At 60.6% G+C, this 16,806-nt stretch carries 15 protein-coding genes; 2 read left to right on the top strand and 13 right to left on the bottom strand.

Annotated elements, in window-relative coordinates; all coding sequences use genetic code 11:
• Window positions 1-305: 305 nt before the first annotated feature.
• Window positions 306-2,297 carry a transketolase gene (gene tkt / locus ABR39_RS17330; RefSeq protein WP_047347927.1) on the bottom strand — a complete coding sequence of 664 codons (1,992 nt, stop codon included), beginning with the start codon at window positions 2,295-2,297 and terminating at the stop codon, window positions 306-308.
• 272 nt (window positions 2,298-2,569) lie between these two features.
• On the opposite strand from tkt, the gene ABR39_RS17325 reads away from it, so the two are divergent.
• Both ABR39_RS17325 and ABR39_RS25440 read left to right on the top strand, forming a co-directional pair.
• Window positions 2,570-3,328, top strand: a complete 759-nt coding sequence (locus ABR39_RS17325) for a M48 family metallopeptidase (protein ID WP_047348188.1) — start codon at window positions 2,570-2,572, stop codon at window positions 3,326-3,328.
• Window positions 3,329-3,769: 441 nt separating this feature from the next.
• Window positions 3,770-4,708: a fimbrial protein gene (locus ABR39_RS25440; protein ID WP_165587286.1), complete on the top strand. Its 939-nt coding sequence runs from the start codon at window positions 3,770-3,772 to the stop codon at window positions 4,706-4,708.
• Window positions 4,709-4,743: 35 nt separating this feature from the next.
• Here ABR39_RS25440 and ABR39_RS17315 read toward each other — a convergent pair whose 3' ends face one another.
• The 12 genes from ABR39_RS17315 to ABR39_RS17260 form a co-directional block, all read right to left on the bottom strand.
• The gene (locus ABR39_RS17315) at window positions 4,744-6,384 is read right to left on the bottom strand and encodes a thiamine pyrophosphate-binding protein (protein WP_047347925.1); all 1,641 of its coding nucleotides are present in this window, start codon (window positions 6,382-6,384) and stop codon (window positions 4,744-4,746) included.
• 13 nt (window positions 6,385-6,397) lie between these two features.
• The gene (locus ABR39_RS17310; RefSeq protein WP_047347924.1) at window positions 6,398-7,867 is read right to left on the bottom strand and encodes an aldehyde dehydrogenase; all 1,470 of its coding nucleotides are present in this window, start codon (window positions 7,865-7,867) and stop codon (window positions 6,398-6,400) included.
• Window positions 7,868-7,876: 9 nt separating this feature from the next.
• Window positions 7,877-8,647, bottom strand: a complete 771-nt coding sequence (locus ABR39_RS17305) for an aspartate dehydrogenase (protein ID WP_047347923.1) — start codon at window positions 8,645-8,647, stop codon at window positions 7,877-7,879.
• Window positions 8,648-8,656: 9 nt separating this feature from the next.
• The gene (locus tag ABR39_RS17300) at window positions 8,657-9,451 is read right to left on the bottom strand and encodes an SDR family oxidoreductase (RefSeq protein WP_047347922.1); all 795 of its coding nucleotides are present in this window, start codon (window positions 9,449-9,451) and stop codon (window positions 8,657-8,659) included.
• On the bottom strand, window positions 9,435-10,205 hold the full coding sequence (locus ABR39_RS17295) for an alpha/beta fold hydrolase (protein WP_047347921.1): 771 nt from the start codon (window positions 10,203-10,205) through the stop codon (window positions 9,435-9,437). Before ABR39_RS17295 ends, ABR39_RS17300 begins: the two co-directional genes overlap by 17 nt.
• A gap of 9 nt (window positions 10,206-10,214) precedes the next feature.
• Window positions 10,215-10,745, bottom strand: coding sequence for a cupin domain-containing protein (locus tag ABR39_RS17290; protein WP_047347920.1), 531 nt, complete (start codon window positions 10,743-10,745; stop codon window positions 10,215-10,217).
• Between the two features lie 10 nt (window positions 10,746-10,755).
• A complete protein-coding gene (locus ABR39_RS17285; protein WP_047347919.1) occupies window positions 10,756-12,012 on the bottom strand; it encodes an MFS transporter in 1,257 nt (418 codons plus the stop codon).
• Between the two features lie 25 nt (window positions 12,013-12,037).
• Window positions 12,038-13,225 (bottom strand): NAD(P)/FAD-dependent oxidoreductase, encoded by a 1,188-nt coding sequence (locus ABR39_RS17280; protein WP_047347918.1) that lies wholly within the window; start codon window positions 13,223-13,225, stop codon window positions 12,038-12,040.
• Window positions 13,222-14,148, bottom strand: a complete 927-nt coding sequence (locus ABR39_RS17275) for a VOC family protein (protein ID WP_047347917.1) — start codon at window positions 14,146-14,148, stop codon at window positions 13,222-13,224. Before ABR39_RS17275 ends, ABR39_RS17280 begins: the two co-directional genes overlap by 4 nt.
• A gap of 78 nt (window positions 14,149-14,226) precedes the next feature.
• Entirely contained in the window at window positions 14,227-15,015 is a 789-nt protein-coding gene (locus ABR39_RS17270; RefSeq protein ID WP_047348187.1) for an IclR family transcriptional regulator, read from the bottom strand.
• Between the two features lie 12 nt (window positions 15,016-15,027).
• Window positions 15,028-15,777 (bottom strand): SDR family oxidoreductase, encoded by a 750-nt coding sequence (locus tag ABR39_RS17265; protein WP_047347916.1) that lies wholly within the window; start codon window positions 15,775-15,777, stop codon window positions 15,028-15,030.
• Window positions 15,777-16,799, bottom strand: coding sequence for an aromatic ring-hydroxylating oxygenase subunit alpha (locus tag ABR39_RS17260; protein ID WP_047347915.1), 1,023 nt, complete (start codon window positions 16,797-16,799; stop codon window positions 15,777-15,779). Before ABR39_RS17260 ends, ABR39_RS17265 begins: the two co-directional genes overlap by 1 nt.
• Window positions 16,800-16,806 lie beyond the last annotated feature (7 nt).

Here is a 16,806-nt window from a genome sequence, read left to right as displayed (position 1 = left end):
CTGAAAGAGTAATCCAGCTACGCCCGAAGGGGAATCCTTGCTGTCACAAACTGCGATTGATTGGTCAATTGTCGAACATTTAATCGACTGAAACGCTTCAGCAAGAATAAGCGAATCGGGGAATAAAAGGAATGTCTGTCCAGATGAATAAGCGAGCTATATGACTTGCGTCACATTTTAGGTGGAATAATTCACGGCGAGGGAAAAGCAAAACGGTAACCCGAGGGTTACCGTTTTTAGTGTTTGCACCCTCTCCCGGTGGGAGAGGGTTGGGGTGAGGGCATCAGCCCGCACCGTACAAACAATTACAGCAGTTCTTTCGCCTTCGCGACAACGTTCTCTACGGTGAAGCCGAACTCTTCGAACAGCAGCTCTGCCGGAGCAGATTCACCGAAGGTGGTCATGCCGACGATAGCGCCGTTCAGGCCCACGTATTTGAACCAGTAGTCAGCGATACCCGCTTCCACTGCAACACGAGCGGTAACAGCCTTAGGCAGAACGGATTCACGGTAAGCGGCATCCTGCTTGTCGAACGCATCGGTAGACGGCATGGATACCACGCGCGCCTTCACGCCTTCGGCAGTCAGTTTGTCCCAGGCCGCGACAGCCAGCTCAACTTCAGAACCGGTTGCGATGAAGATCAGCTCAGGCTGGCCTGCGCAATCTTTCAGCACGTAGCCACCGCGAGCGATGTTCGCCAGCTGCTCTGGAGTACGATCCTGCTGCGCCAGGTTCTGACGGGAGAGGATCAGTGCAGTTGGGCCGTCATGACGCTCAACACCGTATTTCCAGGCAACGGCAGATTCAACCTGGTCACATGGACGCCATGTGCTCATGTTCGGCGTTACGCGCAGGGAAGCCACCTGCTCTACCGGCTGGTGAGTCGGACCGTCTTCGCCCAGACCGATGGAGTCGTGGGTGTAGACCATCACCTGACGCTGTTTCATCAGCGCAGCCATACGCACGGCGTTACGTGCATATTCCACGAACATCAGGAAGGTAGAGGTGTACGGCAGGAAACCGCCGTGCAGGGAGATACCGTTCGCGATAGCCGTCATACCGAATTCACGTACACCGTAATGGATGTAGTTACCGGCGGTATTTTCGTTGATTGGCTTAGAACCGGACCACAGGGTCAGGTTGGAAGGTGCCAGGTCAGCGGAGCCGCCCAGGAATTCTGGAAGCCAAGGACCGAACGCTTCGATCGCGTTCTGAGATGCTTTACGGCTAGCGATTTTAGATGGGTTCGCCTGCAGCTTAGCGATGAACTCGTTCGCTTTCGCGTCGAAGTCAGACGGCATGTCGCCTTTCATACGGCGGGTGAATTCAGCCGCTTCCTGTGGGAAGGCTTTCGCGTAAGCAGCGAACTTCTCGTTCCATGCTGCTTCTTTCGCCTGACCCGCTTCTTTTGCATCCCACTGCGCATAAATGTCAGATGGGATTTCGAATGCAGGGTGTTTCCAGCCCAACGCTTCACGGGTCAGCGCAATTTCCGCGTCGCCCAGTGGCGCACCGTGGGAGTCATGCGTACCCGCTTTGTTCGGTGAACCGAAGCCGATGATGGTTTTGCACATCAGCAGGGACGGTTTGTCAGTCACTGCGCGCGCTTCTTCTACAGCACGTTTAATCGAGTCAGCATCGTGGCCATCAACGCCACGCACAACGTGCCAGCCGTAGGCTTCAAAACGTTTAGCGGTGTCATCAGTGAACCAGCCTTCAACGTGACCGTCGATGGAGATACCGTTGTCGTCATAGAACGCAACCAGTTTGCCCAGCTTCAGGGTACCTGCCAGGGAGCACACTTCGTGAGAAATGCCTTCCATCATGCAGCCGTCGCCCATGAACGCGTAGGTGAAGTGGTCAACGATGTCGTGACCAGGACGGTTGAACTGCGCCGCCAGGGTCTTCTCAGCAATCGCCATACCCACTGCGTTAGCAATACCCTGACCCAGTGGGCCGGTGGTGGTTTCTACGCCAGCGGTGTAGCCCACTTCCGGGTGACCTGGAGTTTTGGAGTGCAGCTGACGGAAGTTTTTCAGCTCTTCGATAGGCAGATCGTAGCCAGTGAGATGCAGCAGGCTATAAATCAGCATAGAGCCGTGGCCGTTAGACAGTACGAAACGGTCGCGGTCAGCCCATGACGGGTTCTGCGGGTTGTGGTTCAGGAAATCGCGCCACAGGACTTCGGCGATATCAGCCATACCCATAGGGGCGCCAGGGTGACCGGATTTGGCTTTCTGTACTGCGTCCATGCTCAGCGCACGAATAGCATTAGCAAGCTCTTTACGTGAGGACATTTTAACTCCAGATCGGACTGTTAAAGGCCATGCCCTTGACGACAGCGCGTTTTGGGCTACGCCGGAAAAAAGTGCCAACAATGTAACCCAAGCGGCATGCCATGTACATGGAGCATTCTTTTGCAGCTTAAGAAATCTCTGGATCATGCTCGCATGTTGCGCAATCTGCTCGCCCGGCCTCGTAGATCTTCCTTATACTTAGCCCGACACCGGCTTCGCTGACGGTGCATTTTTCGGATTTTATTCAGATTAACGAGTACGGAAGCAACATCATGAAAATGCGTGCAATAGTGCTGGCCCTGGGTACAACGCTCCTGCTGAGCGGCTGTCAGAATATGGATTCTAACGGCCTGATGACCTCAGGCGCAGAAGCCTTTCAGGCCTATTCCCTGAGCGACGCGCAGGTAAAAGCGCTGAGCGACCAGGCCTGTAAAGATATGGACGGAAAAGCCACGCTTGCGCCGGCTAACAGTTCCTACACGCAGCGTCTGAATAAGATCGCTTCCGCGCTGGGCGATAACATCAACGGCCAGCCGGTGAACTACAAGGTTTACATGGCGAAAGACGTGAACGCGTTCGCCATGGCAAATGGCTGTATCCGCGTCTACAGCGGGCTGATGGATATGATGACCGACAATGAAGTCGAAGCGGTTATCGGCCATGAAATGGGCCACGTTGCACTCGGCCACGTGAAGAAAGGGATGCAGGTTGCCTTAGGCACCAATGCCATCCGCGCAGCGGCGGCCTCTGCGGGCGGTATCGTTGGCAGCCTGTCACAGTCACAGCTTGGCGATGTGGGCGAAAAGCTGGTTAACTCCCAGTTCTCACAGCGTCAGGAGTCCGAAGCGGATGATTACTCCTACGACCTGTTGCGCAAACGCGGTATTAATCCATCAGGTTTAGCCACCAGCTTCGAAAAGCTGGCCAAACTGGAAGCGGGACGCCAAAGCTCCATGTTTGACGATCACCCAGCCTCAGAAGAGCGTGCACAACATATTCGCGACCGTATGGCCGCAGATGGAATAAAGTAAACGGTCTTCAGAGATGAATCTTTAAAATGATGCCGCATGCCGACTCAATATATGGCGTGCGGCAACGCGCAACGGTAAAAAAGCGCCCCTTATAAATAAGGCATATCTTATTATACTCCAGCCACAAGCTGCTCTATTCCCACGTCAAAAAAAACCAACCTCAAGAAAAATAATACTTTTTACATAAAGCATAAATTTTACAAAATATTTCATTTTAATGAAATCAAAAACAATCATTGCTCCTCGACTCAAGTAAGCGAATAATCAACGCACGATTAATTTTTCAAATATTATTGTGGGAAATATATTACGATGAAAAATGGATTTTCTTGCACGAATCTATTTCTGAAAATAATCATTATCACTGTCGGCTTCAGCTGCAGTACCAGCTATGCTGCTCTTGATCGAGAATGCTTTTTCACCATTCCCAGAACCTATACTATGCAAACCGCAACCATAGGGACGCTAAACCCATTGCCAGCAGGACAAAGCGGTTGGCTGACGACAAGGCAGCGTTTTACCGGTGTCTCCGCAGCGACCACATGTAATCTAGGCCCGGATGGCTTCAGTCTGAACGGCTGGGCGGATATCTCCCCCGCAACGAGTATTAGTTTCAGTAACGCTACCACGAGCTATAATGCCGGGCTCTTTGAAACGAATGTTCCTGGCATTTACTATGCTATAGAGATCGCTGCCAACGGGGGAACTGATTCTTCTGGCTATATCCCTGCCAGCACTAACTTGACGAAACTTTATAAGAATTCCGAGACGAGTCCTTTAGACGGCCGCGGTCACTATTTTTATGTTGCGCTTTATCAAAGCTCAGCGTACCGCCCCAACGGGGTCACGAAAATTACGCCAAAAACCACGGGTACCATCGGCCATTTTGTTTATGGCGACAACTCTGACGGTGATGACAATATTGGTGTTGCCGTTTCCAGTTCATCTTTCACTGCAGATTTACGACTTCCCACCTGTAAGGCAGCGCTTGGAAGCGAAAATGCATCAGGCAATACCGTTAACCTGGGCGACTACACGACCTCCGATCTCCAAAAAGGGACAACCAGCGTCATTCCTTTCGCAGTGAATTTGGCGAATTGCGTGAATACTGTACAAGCAAATTTTAAACTGACCGCCAATAATTACGATAGCAGTACCGGGTACCTGAAAAATAGTGGCACAAGCATGGGCGTCGGGGTCAAAATAACCGACACCAATAACAAACAGCTTAAAGCCGACGGTTCTAACACACTCAGCAGCTCTGTAAACGGTAACAACAGCGCGACCATCCATCTGAACGCGCAGTTGCTTAAGCTAAGTGACAACATTCAGACCGGTAAATTTTCAGCCCCGGGTATTCTCCAGATTGACTACCAGTAAGCCGTGAGCACGATATGCTCGTGCTCACAAACAGATCAGTAAAGCGTCTTCTGCGGCGGCCCGGCGAACTTCAGGGCGCCAATTTGCCCCATTCGCACTTCCACCACCGACGGCCCCGGCATCGCCAGCGCCTCCGTCATCACGGCATCAAAATCCTCCGCCCGCTCAACGCTCCACGCCTGCAGGCCAATTGCCTGTGCCAGCAGGGTGAAGTCCGGGGTATGCAGCTCGTTGTAATACTGCCGCCCGCCGAAATATTTATCCTGAATGCCGCGCATGACCCCGTACCCGCCATCGTTCATGATAAGCAGCGTCACGTTGGCTTTCTCCTGCGCCAGCGTCGCCAGCTCGCCAAGGTTCAGGCTCAGGCCGCCGTCGCCCACCAGCCCCACAACCTTGCGCTGCGGGTTGGCAATCGAGGTGCCGATCGCCATCGGCAGGCCCATGCCTATCGCCCCGGCCAGAGAGTGAATGTTCATCAGCGGGCCGTTGGCGCGGAACAGCCGGCTCCCCCACAGGCTGCCGGACACGGTAATATCGCGCACCAGCAGGCCGTCCTTCGGCAGCGCCTTCTCGATGGCGTCGTTAAGCTTCGCGTAGGCGCCGCACTGCTCGCGCAGCCCCTGCTCGGCTTGCTCAACCGCCTGCCGCACCTGGGCATCCCACTGCGCGTCGCCCCACTCGCGGCCCTGGGCCTTGTCGGCCAGCGCGCTAAGCAACGCGGAACAGTCGGCGACCAGCGTGTTGTCCATCAGATAGTTACGGCTTGCCGCCGCCGGGTCGATATCAATCTGCACGCGCGGGGACGGTAGCTCAAGCGTCCAGGAGCGGGTTTCGTTGCTGCGCAGGCGCGAGCCCGCCACCAGCGTAAAGTCACACTGCGCGATAAGCCCCTCAACCGACGGCGAGTTATGGAACGCCCGCAGGCTGGCGCGATGGCCGTCCGGCAGCACGCCGCGCGCGTGGGTGCTGGAGATAACGGTGATGCCCGCATCCGCCAGTTTTTTCACGGAGTCGGCGCTGCCCAGCGCCCCACCGCCCAGCCACAGCAGCGGCTGTTTTGCCAGCTTAAGCTGCGCCCACAGTGCGTCAACCGTCGTGGGATCGACGGCTTGAACCGAAGCCGGTTTCACCGGTTTCGTCACCAGCGACAGCGGAATTTTCGCACCCTGAATATCAATCGGGATTTCCACAGAGACCGGCCCGCACGGCGGCGTCTGGGCCTCCTGAATGGCTTTGTGCAGAATGGCCATCGCCTGGTTAGCGTTGCTGATGCGGTACGCCCGCTTTGAGCTGGCCTTCAGGAAGGTCAACTGGTCGCGGGTTTCATGGATAAACCCGGTGTCGGCGTCCAGCCAGGCCTTTTCCACCTGCCCGGTTAAGTGCAGCAGCGGCGTGCAGGCGTTCATCGCTTCCACCAGCGCGCCTACCGCGTTGCCCGCCCCCGCGCCGGTGCTGGTCAGCGCCACGCCGAGGCCGGAAAAGCGCCCGTGGGCATCGGCCATGGTGACGGAACCGGCTTCGCCGCGTGCGGGCACGAAGCGGATGTTGCCGCGCTGCCCTACCGCATCGGCGATCGGCAGGTTGTGAATGGAGATGACGCCGTAGATGGCCTCAACCTGATACTGCTCCAGCGTTCTGGCGATGGCGTCGCCGACGGTTATCATTTCGCTCATTGCTCACCCTTTCTCAGTCGCACCAGTGGTTGACGCCGTTACCCGTCGCCAGATAAATGCTCTTTTGCTGCATCCAGGCTTTCAGCCCCTGAATGCCTTTTTCGCGGCCCAGACCGCTCTCTTTAAAGCCCCCGAACGGGGTCGAAATGGCAAAAACCTTGTAGGTGTTGATCCACACCGTGCCCGCCTCCAGCTGCTCGCTCAGGCGCAGCGCGCGTCCGGTATCCCGCGTCCAGATCCCCGCGGCCAGGCCGTAAACCGAGTCGTTCGCCTCGCGGATAAGCGTGGCTTCATCGCGAAACGGCATCGCCACCAGCACCGGGCCGAAGATCTCCTCCTGGCAGGCGCGGGCGCTGTTGCTCAGCCCTTCGATAATCGTGGGCTGGAAGAAGTTGCCGTTAGCAAGATTAGGATCGGCCGGGATCTCCCCGCCGCACAGCACGCGGCCCCCCTCGCGCTTCGCCAGCTCGACATATTCCTGCACGCTCTGACGATGCCTGTCATTGATCAGCGGCCCAACGTGGACGCCGTCGGTAAACGGATGCCCGACGCGCAGGCCGCGGGTTAATTCCAGCAGCCGCGCCATCAGCGGGGCGTAAATGCTCTCGTGGATAAACAGCCGCGAACCGGCAATGCACGCCTGCCCCGCGGAGCTGAAAATGCCGTAGCAGATCCCGCGCGCGGCCCGTTCAATATCGGCATCTTCCAGCACGATAGTCGGGGATTTGCCGCCCAGCTCCAGCGATGCCGGGATCAGCTTTTCTGCCGCGACGTGCGCCAGATGGCGGCCCGTGGTGGTGCCGCCGGTAAAGGAGATTTTGCGCACTTTAGGGTGACGCGCCAGCGCATCGCCAATCACCGAGCCTTTGCCCGGCAGCACGCTCAGCAGCCCGGCGGGCAGCCCTGCCTGCTCAAAGATGCGCGCCAGCTCCAGCGCCATCAGCGGCGTCGCTTCGGCAGGCTTCAGGATCACCGCGTTACCCGCCGCGATGGCCGGCGCGACCTTCTGCATCTCGCTGGCAATCGGCGAGTTCCACGGCGTGATGGCGGCCACCACGCCGAGCGGCTCATAGCAGCTCAGCGTCAGCAAATCAGGCTGACGCGGAGTCGGAAGTTCCCCTTCCAGCAGCTCGCAGGCGGCGGCAAAGTAGCGCGCCGTTCCCGCCGCGCTCAGCACCAGCCCGCGCGCTTCCGCCAGCGGCTTCCCGTTATCGCGGCTCTGCATCTGCGCCAGCTCGTCGACGCGGGATTCAATCAGATCGGCAACCTTGTGCAGGATCTTCGCGCGCATATGCGGCAGGCTGTTGCGCCAGGCAGGCCCCCGCCAGGCGCGCTCTCCGGCGTCAATCGCCTCCTGCAGGTCGTCCAGACTTGCCGCGTTCAGCACAGCGTTGATCGACCCGTCTGCCGGAAAGTGGCTTTGCATCGGGTTACCGCTGCCGCGTCGCCACTGGCCGCCGATAAAAATCTTCAGTTCGTCCATCGTCACTCCTCAGCTCAGGGCCAGCTCGCGGCAGGCGCGGACCGCGCTCAGTGCCGCCAGGGTGGAGGTTTTCGGGTTGCTGGCCAGAGGCAGCCCGCTCAGCTCCAGGTGGAACTCGCCAAACATTCCTTCAACGTGCAGCGTGTGGGTGTTGCGTGTCGTGGCCGGGTCGACCATCAGCTGCACGCGCGTGTTGTCCATTCCCACACCGCCGAGCGCCACGGTTGCCGCCACGTTGGCGTTGGCCGGAAACAGACGCGCCGCCTCGCGGGCGCTGCCCTCAAAGAAAACCTTCGCCTCTGATACCGAACTGAGATCGATAAGCTGTTCGGCGTAGCTGCCGCGCCAGCTGGCCGGGCTTTTGCGCGACCGGTAGGTCACGCGCTCAAGCCCGCCCTCTTTCGCCGCCGCCAGCCCGTCAATGCCGGCAACCGCACCCGAGAGCAGCGTCAGCCTGCCGCCCGCCGCGAGCAGACGCTGCTCCAGCGCGCTATCCGCCAGCGCGCCGGTGGAGATAATCGCCAGATGCCAGCCGCGACGCAGAATGCCTTCGCCGTACTGCGCCACCGCCTGCTGGCTGGCGCACTCCAGCACCAGGTCCGGCGTTTGCGCGCAATCCATCGGAGAGGCCAGCGCCACCACCGCATCGCCAAACTGTGCATGAATGGCGGCGTGGTGAGCTTCACGCGCCACAATCCAGCCGATTGCCACGCCGGCAGGCAGACGCTCAATCACCGCCTGCGCCATGGCGCCAAAACCGATTAACATGATTTTTTTCATGATGCGTCCTTACAGATGGCGGCAGAAGCCGCCGGAAACGTCCAGCGCGGCACCGGTTGTAAACGAAGCCAGCGGCGAGGCGAGGAACAGCAGCGCCTGCGCGGGCTCCTGCGGCTTGCCGAGGCGGGCCATCGGGATGCCTCGTTTGCGCGCGATCTCCGCCGTCCACTCCGGCCAGCTCTGGCTTTTATCCGTCCGGTTCTCAAAGCGGCGCTGCCACTGCCCGGATTCCACCATGCCGAGCAAAATGGAGTTCACGCGGATGCCTTTGCCCACCAGCTCTTTCGAAAGCGTGAGCGTCATGTTCAGCAGCGCGGCGCGCGCGGCAGAGGTGGCAATCATGTGCTCCTCGGGCTGCAGCGCCAGCAGGGAGTTCACGCAGGTGATGGAGGCGATGTCGGACTGCTCCAGCAGAGGCTGAAACGCCTGTACCGGGTTGATCACCCCAAACAGCTTGAGCTCGGCTTCGTGGAGCCACGCCTCGCGCGGGGTATCCTGGAAGTGCGCCACGTAGCCCTGCCCGGCGTTGTTGATCAGCATGTCCGCCGCGCCGAAGCGCGCCTGAACGGCGTCCGCAAAGGCCTGAACCTCGTCGGCCTTCAGCACGTCGCAGCGGTAAGAGAAAACCTCCCCGTCGGGGTATTCGTTGTGCAGCGCCGCGTGGGCGCTGGCGAGCCGGTCAGGGTCGCGGCCGCAGAAGGCCACTTTTGCCCCCTCGCCCAGCAGCAGGCGCAGCGTTTCAAAGCCAATGCCAGAAGAACCGCCGGTAACGACCGCTACGCGCCCGTCAATTTGTGCATTCATCGCGCACCTCTTCGTTAATGCGTAAAAGCTGTTGGTTAAAAAACGCGTCGTTATCGAGATAGCTGGCGTGCCCGGCCTGGGGAATCACGGTAAACGGCATGCCGTAGCGCAGCGCCAGCCCGTGCACCAGTTCGGGCTGGGTGATGGCATCCTGCTCGCCGCACCAGACTTCAAAATTACCGGCGTAGCGCTTAAGCCAGCCGTGAATGTCGTCATGCGCCAGCATCCACGCGGCAGCGAGGTAGCCTTCCGGGCGCAGCCCGCGCATGCCCGCCGCGACGACAGCGATATCCTCCGCGCGCGCGCCGGGGCGCAGCAGCTTCGCGGCGCGGGTCTGAGCGAGGATGTCGCCGCCGAGCGCTATCTGCTGCTCGCGGCTGCGCCAGACCTGCTCGCGCTGCTCCGGCGCGGCATTGCCGTAGCCCTGGGCGGCGTCCGCCAGCACCAGATGCAGCACGCGCTCCGGGAATTTCGCCGCAAAGGCGCTGGCAACCAGTGCGCCGAGCGAATGGCCGACCAGTACCGCCTGCCAGACGCCAGCGCGGTCAAGCATCGCCGCCAGCGCGTCGGCGTAATCCCTGGCGTTCGCGCGCTCCACCGCCAGCATCGGGCTTTCGCCATAACCGGGCATGTCCCACGCCAGCACGCGGAAACCTGCCAGCGCCATCTGCTTGTGCCAGGAGGCCGCGCCGGAACTGATGCCGTGCAGCAGCATCAGCGGAATGCCGCTTCCCTGTTCACGAAAACCCGTCATCATGCCCCCTTAGTTCCGCTTCACTTTCGAAAGCGGATGGTCGGATGGATAGGTCGGGATTTCTGGCTTGTTGGTCCCCAGCATGACGCACATCAGCGCCTCTTCTTCCCCGTGGTTAAACAGCCCGCGATAGATGCCCGGCGGAACGGAGATCAGGTCACGCTCGCGCAGCACGGTTTCGGTGTAGTTCTCGCCGTCCTGGATCATCAGCGTGATCTGCCCTTTAAGCATGAAGAACACCTCTTCCACGTCGTCGTGCAGGTGCAGCGGCCCTTCGCACTTCGACGGCAGTACCATGGTGGAGAAGGTAAAATGGTCCGCCTGCACGGTGTTGGTGTCGTTCGCGACGCCCGTTGCGCCGGTGCCGATATAGCGCATCTGCGCGCGGCGGTATTTCGGGTCAAAATCGGCCTGGAACTTCAGCGCGTTCCAGTCGTACTTGCGGCCTTCGAAGCGCGCAATGCGCGACTCGACCCACTCTTCCATCGTCAGGTGGTCAGGTTTGATGCCTTTTGTGTTGGTTACGGTTGAATCAGTCATGACACTCTCCTCAGTAACGTCTCAGCAGCGGCAGTAACAGGACGCAGCCCACCGCCGCCATCACCGCCAGAAAAATCAGCCCGGAATCCATGCTGTGGGTGAAGGCGATAAGCGCGCCCATCACCGCCGGCGACAGCGCGCCCGCAAAGTTTCCCAGCCCGTTGAAAATGCCGCCTGCCGTGGCGCTCACCCGCGGATGGGTGGCCTTTGCCAGCAGGGCGAAAATGTTGGGTGCGCCGGTGCCCCACATAAAGGTGCTGAAGCTCATCGCCGCGATGACGGCCAGCGGGGTGTCGAGGTGCATCACCGCCGCCAGGCCTACCGCTGCGCCCGCCATCGAGATAAAGCAGGCCGCCGCGCGCTTATCGACCCGGTCAGAGAGCCACGCGCCAATCACTTCCCCCGCCAGCATGGCGATGAACGGCATCGACGACAGCCAGCCCGCGTGCTCCAGGTGAATGCCTTTGCCCTTAATCAGGTAGCCCGGCAGCCAGCCGTTGATGCCCCACAGGTAGGTCAGAAAGGCGATGTTAAAGATGCAGATGATCCAGAAGTGCGGGCTGACGAACAGCTCGCGCCGCGCCGCGCGCCGCTCGTCCTGGGACGCCTGCGAGGTACCGGGTTTCGCTTCCAGGCGGATCCCGCGCAGGCCGACGCGCACGAAGATAAGCACCGGCACGGTCAGCATCGCCATCACAAAGAAGGTGCTCTGCCAGCCGAAGGTGTTCAGCAGCCAGAGGGAGAGCGGGAAGCCAATCGCCGCGCCCACCGGTGTGCCCAGCAGCCACAGCATGGTGGCCCGCGCCTGCAGATGCTGCGGGAAGTTGTGGCGCACGATGGCGAAGGCCAGCGGGAACAGCGGCCCTTCCGCCACGCCCAGCAGGATGCGCAGAACGATCATCAGCGTGTAGTTATGGGTAAAGCCCATCGCCACCATCAGCGCGCACCACACCACCATCATCCCGGTGAGCAGGCGCAGCGGCGCAATTTTGTCCCCCAGCCCGCTGAGGAAGACCGACGAAAAGCCGTAGCTCAGCAGGAAGGCGCTCATCAGAATGCCGAGGCGCGTGGTGTCGAAATCGATGCCCATCGCCTGCTGGAAATGGCCGTCGGAAAACAGCGCCGCAATGCTGATTTTGTCGAAAAAGGCCAGCAGCACGCAGGCCAGCAGCGACAGCGGGATGGCCCAGCGCACCGCTTTTTCGGGCGTGCGGGTTCCCTCACCGCTTGCCTCAGCGGGCGCGGTGTTGGTCTCTAATGTGGTCATGTCTCCCCCTACGGGTGCGGGTTAGCTATCGCAATGACATCAGTGAAAAAGCCGGGTCGGCGAGCGGTACATCCGATAAATCCCGCCCCGCTGCCATCCAGCGCTTCGCCAGCTTGACAGTGCGCGCGTCGTTGAACGCCACCAGCTGCGTCAGCCGCCCGTTGTCGTCCAGCGAGAAGTACAGCGCCTCTTCACGCACGACCGTTCTGCTGCCCGGCTGCGGAATGCCGAGGATCTGGATATTGTGCTGATATTGATCCGACCACAGCCACGGCGCGTCGTCGTAGCCCGGCGCATCGGGGTTGAGCATCGCTTTCGCCGTCGCCACCGCCTGGTTCTGGGCGAAGGCCCAGGACTGAATGCACAGGCCGTAGTGATGATGCTGCGCCACATCGCCGGCGGCAAAAATGTACGGATCCGACGTTCGCCCCTGGGCATCCACGACGATCCCGCGCCCGGTTTTCAGCCCCGCGTCGCGGGCCAGCTCCAGATTGAGATCGACGCCGATCCCCACCACCACCGCATCAAAGGTTTCACGCTGGCCGTCGCAGTGGATAACCGGCAGGCCGTTATCGTCCTCCAGCTCCAGCGCGCCGCAGCCGGTACGGATATCCACGCCTTGCTCGCGATGGATAGCCTCTAAGCGCTGCGACACCTCGCCGCTCACCGAGCGCATGCAGAGCGCGGGCTGCTGCTCGAACAGGGTGACCGCCACGCCGCTTTTGCGTGCGGACGCGGCAATTTCCAGGCCGATCCAGCCGCCGCCGACAATCGCCAGGGTTTGGCTTTCCGCCAGCCGACCTTTCAGGCGCTGCGCGTCCTGCCAGTGGCGCAGGGTATAGACCTGCGGATGCGCCGCCCACACCTCACCCGGCACGCGCGCCCGCCCTCCGGTGGCAATTAAAAGAATGTTGTAACTAAGACGTTCGCCGTTGCTCAAACGCACGGTTTTCGCCTCGCGGTCGATCTGCTCTGCGCGCAGCGGGCGGTACCAGCTCAGGTTCAGCGCCTGCTGCGCCTCGTCGGTAAACAGCCTTGGGAGCGCCGCGTCCGGCTCCAGCAAAGACGCTTTTGACAGCGGCGGGCGCTCGTAGAAATCCCATTCCTCTTCCGCCACCACGCAAATCTCGCCGTCGAAGCCCTCGTCGCGCAGGGTTTTCGCAGCCCAGCCGCCCGCCTGGCCGCCGCCGATAATGACAATGCGCGACGTCATACCGCCTCCGGCTTTTTCTGCTGGCGGCGCGTATCGTGGTCGATACCGCCTTCCACCGCCCATTCGGTAAAGGAAACCAGCGAGTGCTCCAGCTCGCGCGGCTGCCAGCTTTCAGTCAAATAGTCGTCGTTGGTGTAATACTCAAACGCGCCGCCGGTCGGGCTGTTGACGTACCAGAAGTATGCCGACGACACCGGATGGCGGCCCGGCCCGATAAAGGTGCTCCATTCATTTTTATTCATCGCGATACCGCCGCCGATCACCTCGTGGATGTCGCGCACGGTGAAGGCCACGTGATTCAGACCCCGCTTGCGGTTCGGCAGCTGCAGCAGGAACAGGTTGTGATGGCCGCCGCGCGTGCCGCAGCGCAGGAACACGGCGCGGTTGATGTAGCGGTCCGAGACCTGGAAGCCGAGCACCTCGCGGTAGAATTTTTCCACCGCCGCCAGCTCCTCCACGAAGAACACCACGTGCCCCACGTTGATGGGCTGGGCGCGATCGTAAACCGGACTGGGCGTGTCGATCCGGCGAACGTCGCCCCACTGGTTGATCGGTTCAACGTTCAGCTCCACGTCGGTCTGCTGGCTGACCTGCACGCGCAGCGTCATGCCGTTCGGGTCGAGGCACTCCAGCGCGTCACCCACTTCGCGAAAGCCGGGCTGCTGCGCAAGCTTCGGGCGCAGCGCCTCCAGGTCTTCCCGGGTAGCCACCGCCCAGGTCATGCGGCGCAGGGTGTTGCCCGCTTCAAACGCCGGCGGCAGGTCGGGGCTGTCGATCGGGTTAAGCTCCACGCGCGCGCCGCTCAGGGTGGTAAAACGCTGGCCGCTGGCATCGCCCGTCAGGCCAAAATCACGCATAAATTTGGCGCAGTGCGTCAGGTCTTCCACGCCAAATTCCAGCTTTTCAATTCCGGTTACACTCATCGTTCGTTGCCTCATCTGGCCCAAATTGGGCGTAAAACATGCCCGACGCAGTCAAGCGCCTGACGTTAATTCACTGATTTAACTGGCCTGTGACAGGTACCCTAAGAAGCCAGAAATTTTATCCGCCGCGAGGCGAACCTCGTTTTGCAGGCGCTCGCGGTCGGCCTGCGGGATCTCTTCCGACGGCACCAGAATGCTGACCACCGCCGCCACGCGATGGCTTCGGTCATACACCGGGTAAACAATGGAGGAGATGCCGTGGCGGAAGAAGGATTCGCCGATCACGTACCCGCGGGCTTTGTCCTGCTGCACCATCTGCCACAGGGCTTCGCGGTCGTGAAGCTGCCCCGGCGTGTTGCCCGGCAGGCGCTCGTGCGGGAACAGCTGTTCAAAATCGGCGCGGGAAATATCGGTCAGCAGCATACGGCCAAGCGAGGTGCAGTGCACCGGAAGACGGGTGCCAATGCTGACCTGATTGATACGCGACCCGGCGGCGCTGACGCGGGCGATGTAGATAATGTCGCGCCCGTCGCGGATCGCCAGGTGGCTGCTGCACTGGCTTACGTCGCGCAGCTGCTCGATCACCGGCTGGCCAACCTGGGCCACGTCCAGCGAGGCGATGTACTCAAAGCCGAGGCGCAGCACGTTCATGCCCAGCGAGAAGGTATTGGTGCGCGCGTTGCGCTCCAGAAAGCCCATAAACTCCAGCGTCTGTACCACGCGGTAGGCGGTCGCCTTCGGCATATCCACCAGCCGGTGCAGCTCGGCAAAGGTCAGTTCGCGATGCTGCTCGCCGAAGGCCAACAGCAGCTGTAAACCGCGCTCCAGCCCCGGCACCAGATACTTCACTTCCCGATCGTTTGCCATCATCGCCCTACCTTAGTTAAAGACAAAACCGCCGTTGACCGGGATCAGCTGCCCGGTGATGAACCGCGACAGGTCGCTTAACAGCCAGACCACGCTGCCGGTGACATCTTCCGGCTGCTGCGCCCCCGTTAATGCGCGACCGTTTTCGTAAAGCTGATGCCGCTCGGCCGGCACATATTCGGTTGCCTCAACGCGGGTTAATCCCGGAGCGATGGCGTTGATTCGAATGCGTTTTTCACCCAGCTCGCGCGCCATTGAGCGGGTCATGGCAATCACCGCGCCCTTGCTGGCGACGTAGGCCATCAGGCGCGGCGCGCCCCACAGCGCGGTGTCGGACGCCACGTTTACAATCCCGGCTCCTTCGCGCAGCAGCGGCACGGCGGCGCGCGTCACCAGCCAGGTGCCTTTGACGTTCACACTCATCACCCGATCCCAGAGATCCGGATCGTAATCGAGCATGTTTTTGCCTCCCACGCCGGTCGCCATCGCCGCGTTGTTCACCAGGCCGTCAATCTGCCCCCGCTCGCCAATGGCGCTGAACACCCGCTCTATGGAATGCGGATCGGCCAGATCGATGACGTGCGATTCGATCGCGTAACCCTGCTCGCCCAGCCCGTGCGCGCTTTCAGCCAGCTCGCCTTCGAGGATGTCGCACATCACTACCGCGGCGCCCTGCTCCGCGCAGGCTTTGGCAAAGTGATAGCCCAGCCCGCGCGCGGCGCCGGTCACCACGATGCGCTTGCCGCTCAGCAGCCCGTTCATCAGGCGGCTCCCTGCTGTTCTTCGCGCAACGCCAGCTGCTCTTTCGCCGCCTTTTGCATCATGCGGCGCAGGCGGGAGAGGCCGACATCGTGCTGGTACAGGTATTCATGGTCACGTGCGTTTGGGGCCAGGCTTTCCAGCACCACGCGGTCCTGCTCCAGCACTTCCCAGTGCAGTTTTTCCAGGCGGTTACGGTACATGAAGCGCCACATGTCGCGCTGCCAGCCCTGCACGCGGCGGATGCGCCAGAAGAAGACGCGGCAGTTGTCGTTATCTTCCGGGACCACCATGCCGACGATAAAGAAGTGGCCGCCCGGTCCGAAGCGCTTCTTATAGGGAATGGAGAGGCGCATCCAGCAGGTGCCGCTGTTGCCCAGCTCGACCCAGTCGAAGTTGACGCCGCTCTGCCCTTTTTTCTCGAAAATGAAGCCGGTTTTGGTCGGCTGGAGCACCATGTCGGCCTTGCGATCCCCTTCCGCCATCGAGTGCGACGACGAATGCAGATAGGTGCCGTGCATCGGGTCCATCACGTTTTCCAGCGCGTACTGGTAATTGCATTTCCACGCGGCGGTGCAAAGGAAGTTGCTGAAATTCTCCGCGTCGGCGAGCTCATCCGGGAAGGCCAGCTCGTCCGGCTGCTGGTCAGCGGTGACGCCGAACCACAGGAAGATCGCGCCGTGCACTTCCTGCACGTTATAGCTGCGCACGCACTGCTGGCCGACCAGCGGACATTTGTCCACGGCGGGCACATCTTTCACCTCGCCGTTGCCCGCCACTTCCACGCCGTGATACCAGCAGGCGATGCGGTCGCCAAGGTTCCAGCCCATCGACAGGCGCGCGCCGCGGTGCGGGCAGCGGTCTTCCAGCGCCTGTACCTGGCCATCTTTATTGCGCCAGACCACAATCTGCTCGCCCAGGCGGGTAATGCCCACAGGAGCAGACTGCACTTCCCAGCTCGCCAGTACCGGATACCAGAGGCCTCGCAGGCCTTTATCGAGATAGTTTTGTACGGTAGTCGTCATCGCGTTG

The sequence above is a fragment of the Enterobacter genomosp. O genome, from assembly GCF_001022965.1.
GTDB lineage: Bacteria > Pseudomonadota > Gammaproteobacteria > Enterobacterales > Enterobacteriaceae > Enterobacter > Enterobacter cloacae_L.
This window is presented reverse-complemented; position numbering and strand designations above follow the sequence as displayed.

Bases quoted from the DNA above. Each gene is read 5' to 3' on its own strand.
- ABR39_RS25440 (WP_165587286.1), top strand. From the start codon at position 3,770: ATGCAAACCGCAACCATAGGGACGCTAAACCCATTGCCAGCAGGACAA.
- ABR39_RS17280 (WP_047347918.1), bottom strand. From the start codon at position 13,225: ATGACGTCGCGCATTGTCATTATCGGCGGCGGCCAGGCGGGCGGCTGG.
- ABR39_RS17315 (WP_047347925.1), bottom strand. From the start codon at position 6,384: ATGAGCGAAATGATAACCGTCGGCGACGCCATCGCCAGAACGCTGGAG.
- ABR39_RS17285 (WP_047347919.1), bottom strand. From the start codon at position 12,012: ATGACCACATTAGAGACCAACACCGCGCCCGCTGAGGCAAGCGGTGAG.
- tkt (WP_047347927.1), bottom strand. From the start codon at position 2,297: ATGTCCTCACGTAAAGAGCTTGCTAATGCTATTCGTGCGCTGAGCATG.
- ABR39_RS17275 (WP_047347917.1), bottom strand. From the start codon at position 14,148: ATGAGTGTAACCGGAATTGAAAAGCTGGAATTTGGCGTGGAAGACCTG.
- ABR39_RS17325 (WP_047348188.1), top strand. From the start codon at position 2,570: ATGAAAATGCGTGCAATAGTGCTGGCCCTGGGTACAACGCTCCTGCTG.
- ABR39_RS17290 (WP_047347920.1), bottom strand. From the start codon at position 10,745: ATGACTGATTCAACCGTAACCAACACAAAAGGCATCAAACCTGACCAC.
- ABR39_RS17260 (WP_047347915.1), bottom strand. From the start codon at position 16,799: ATGACGACTACCGTACAAAACTATCTCGATAAAGGCCTGCGAGGCCTC.
- ABR39_RS17310 (WP_047347924.1), bottom strand. From the start codon at position 7,867: ATGGACGAACTGAAGATTTTTATCGGCGGCCAGTGGCGACGCGGCAGC.
- ABR39_RS17270 (WP_047348187.1), bottom strand. From the start codon at position 15,015: ATGGCAAACGATCGGGAAGTGAAGTATCTGGTGCCGGGGCTGGAGCGC.
- ABR39_RS17300 (WP_047347922.1), bottom strand. From the start codon at position 9,451: ATGAATGCACAAATTGACGGGCGCGTAGCGGTCGTTACCGGCGGTTCT.
- ABR39_RS17305 (WP_047347923.1), bottom strand. From the start codon at position 8,647: ATGAAAAAAATCATGTTAATCGGTTTTGGCGCCATGGCGCAGGCGGTG.
- ABR39_RS17265 (WP_047347916.1), bottom strand. From the start codon at position 15,777: ATGAACGGGCTGCTGAGCGGCAAGCGCATCGTGGTGACCGGCGCCGCG.
- ABR39_RS17295 (WP_047347921.1), bottom strand. From the start codon at position 10,205: ATGACGGGTTTTCGTGAACAGGGAAGCGGCATTCCGCTGATGCTGCTG.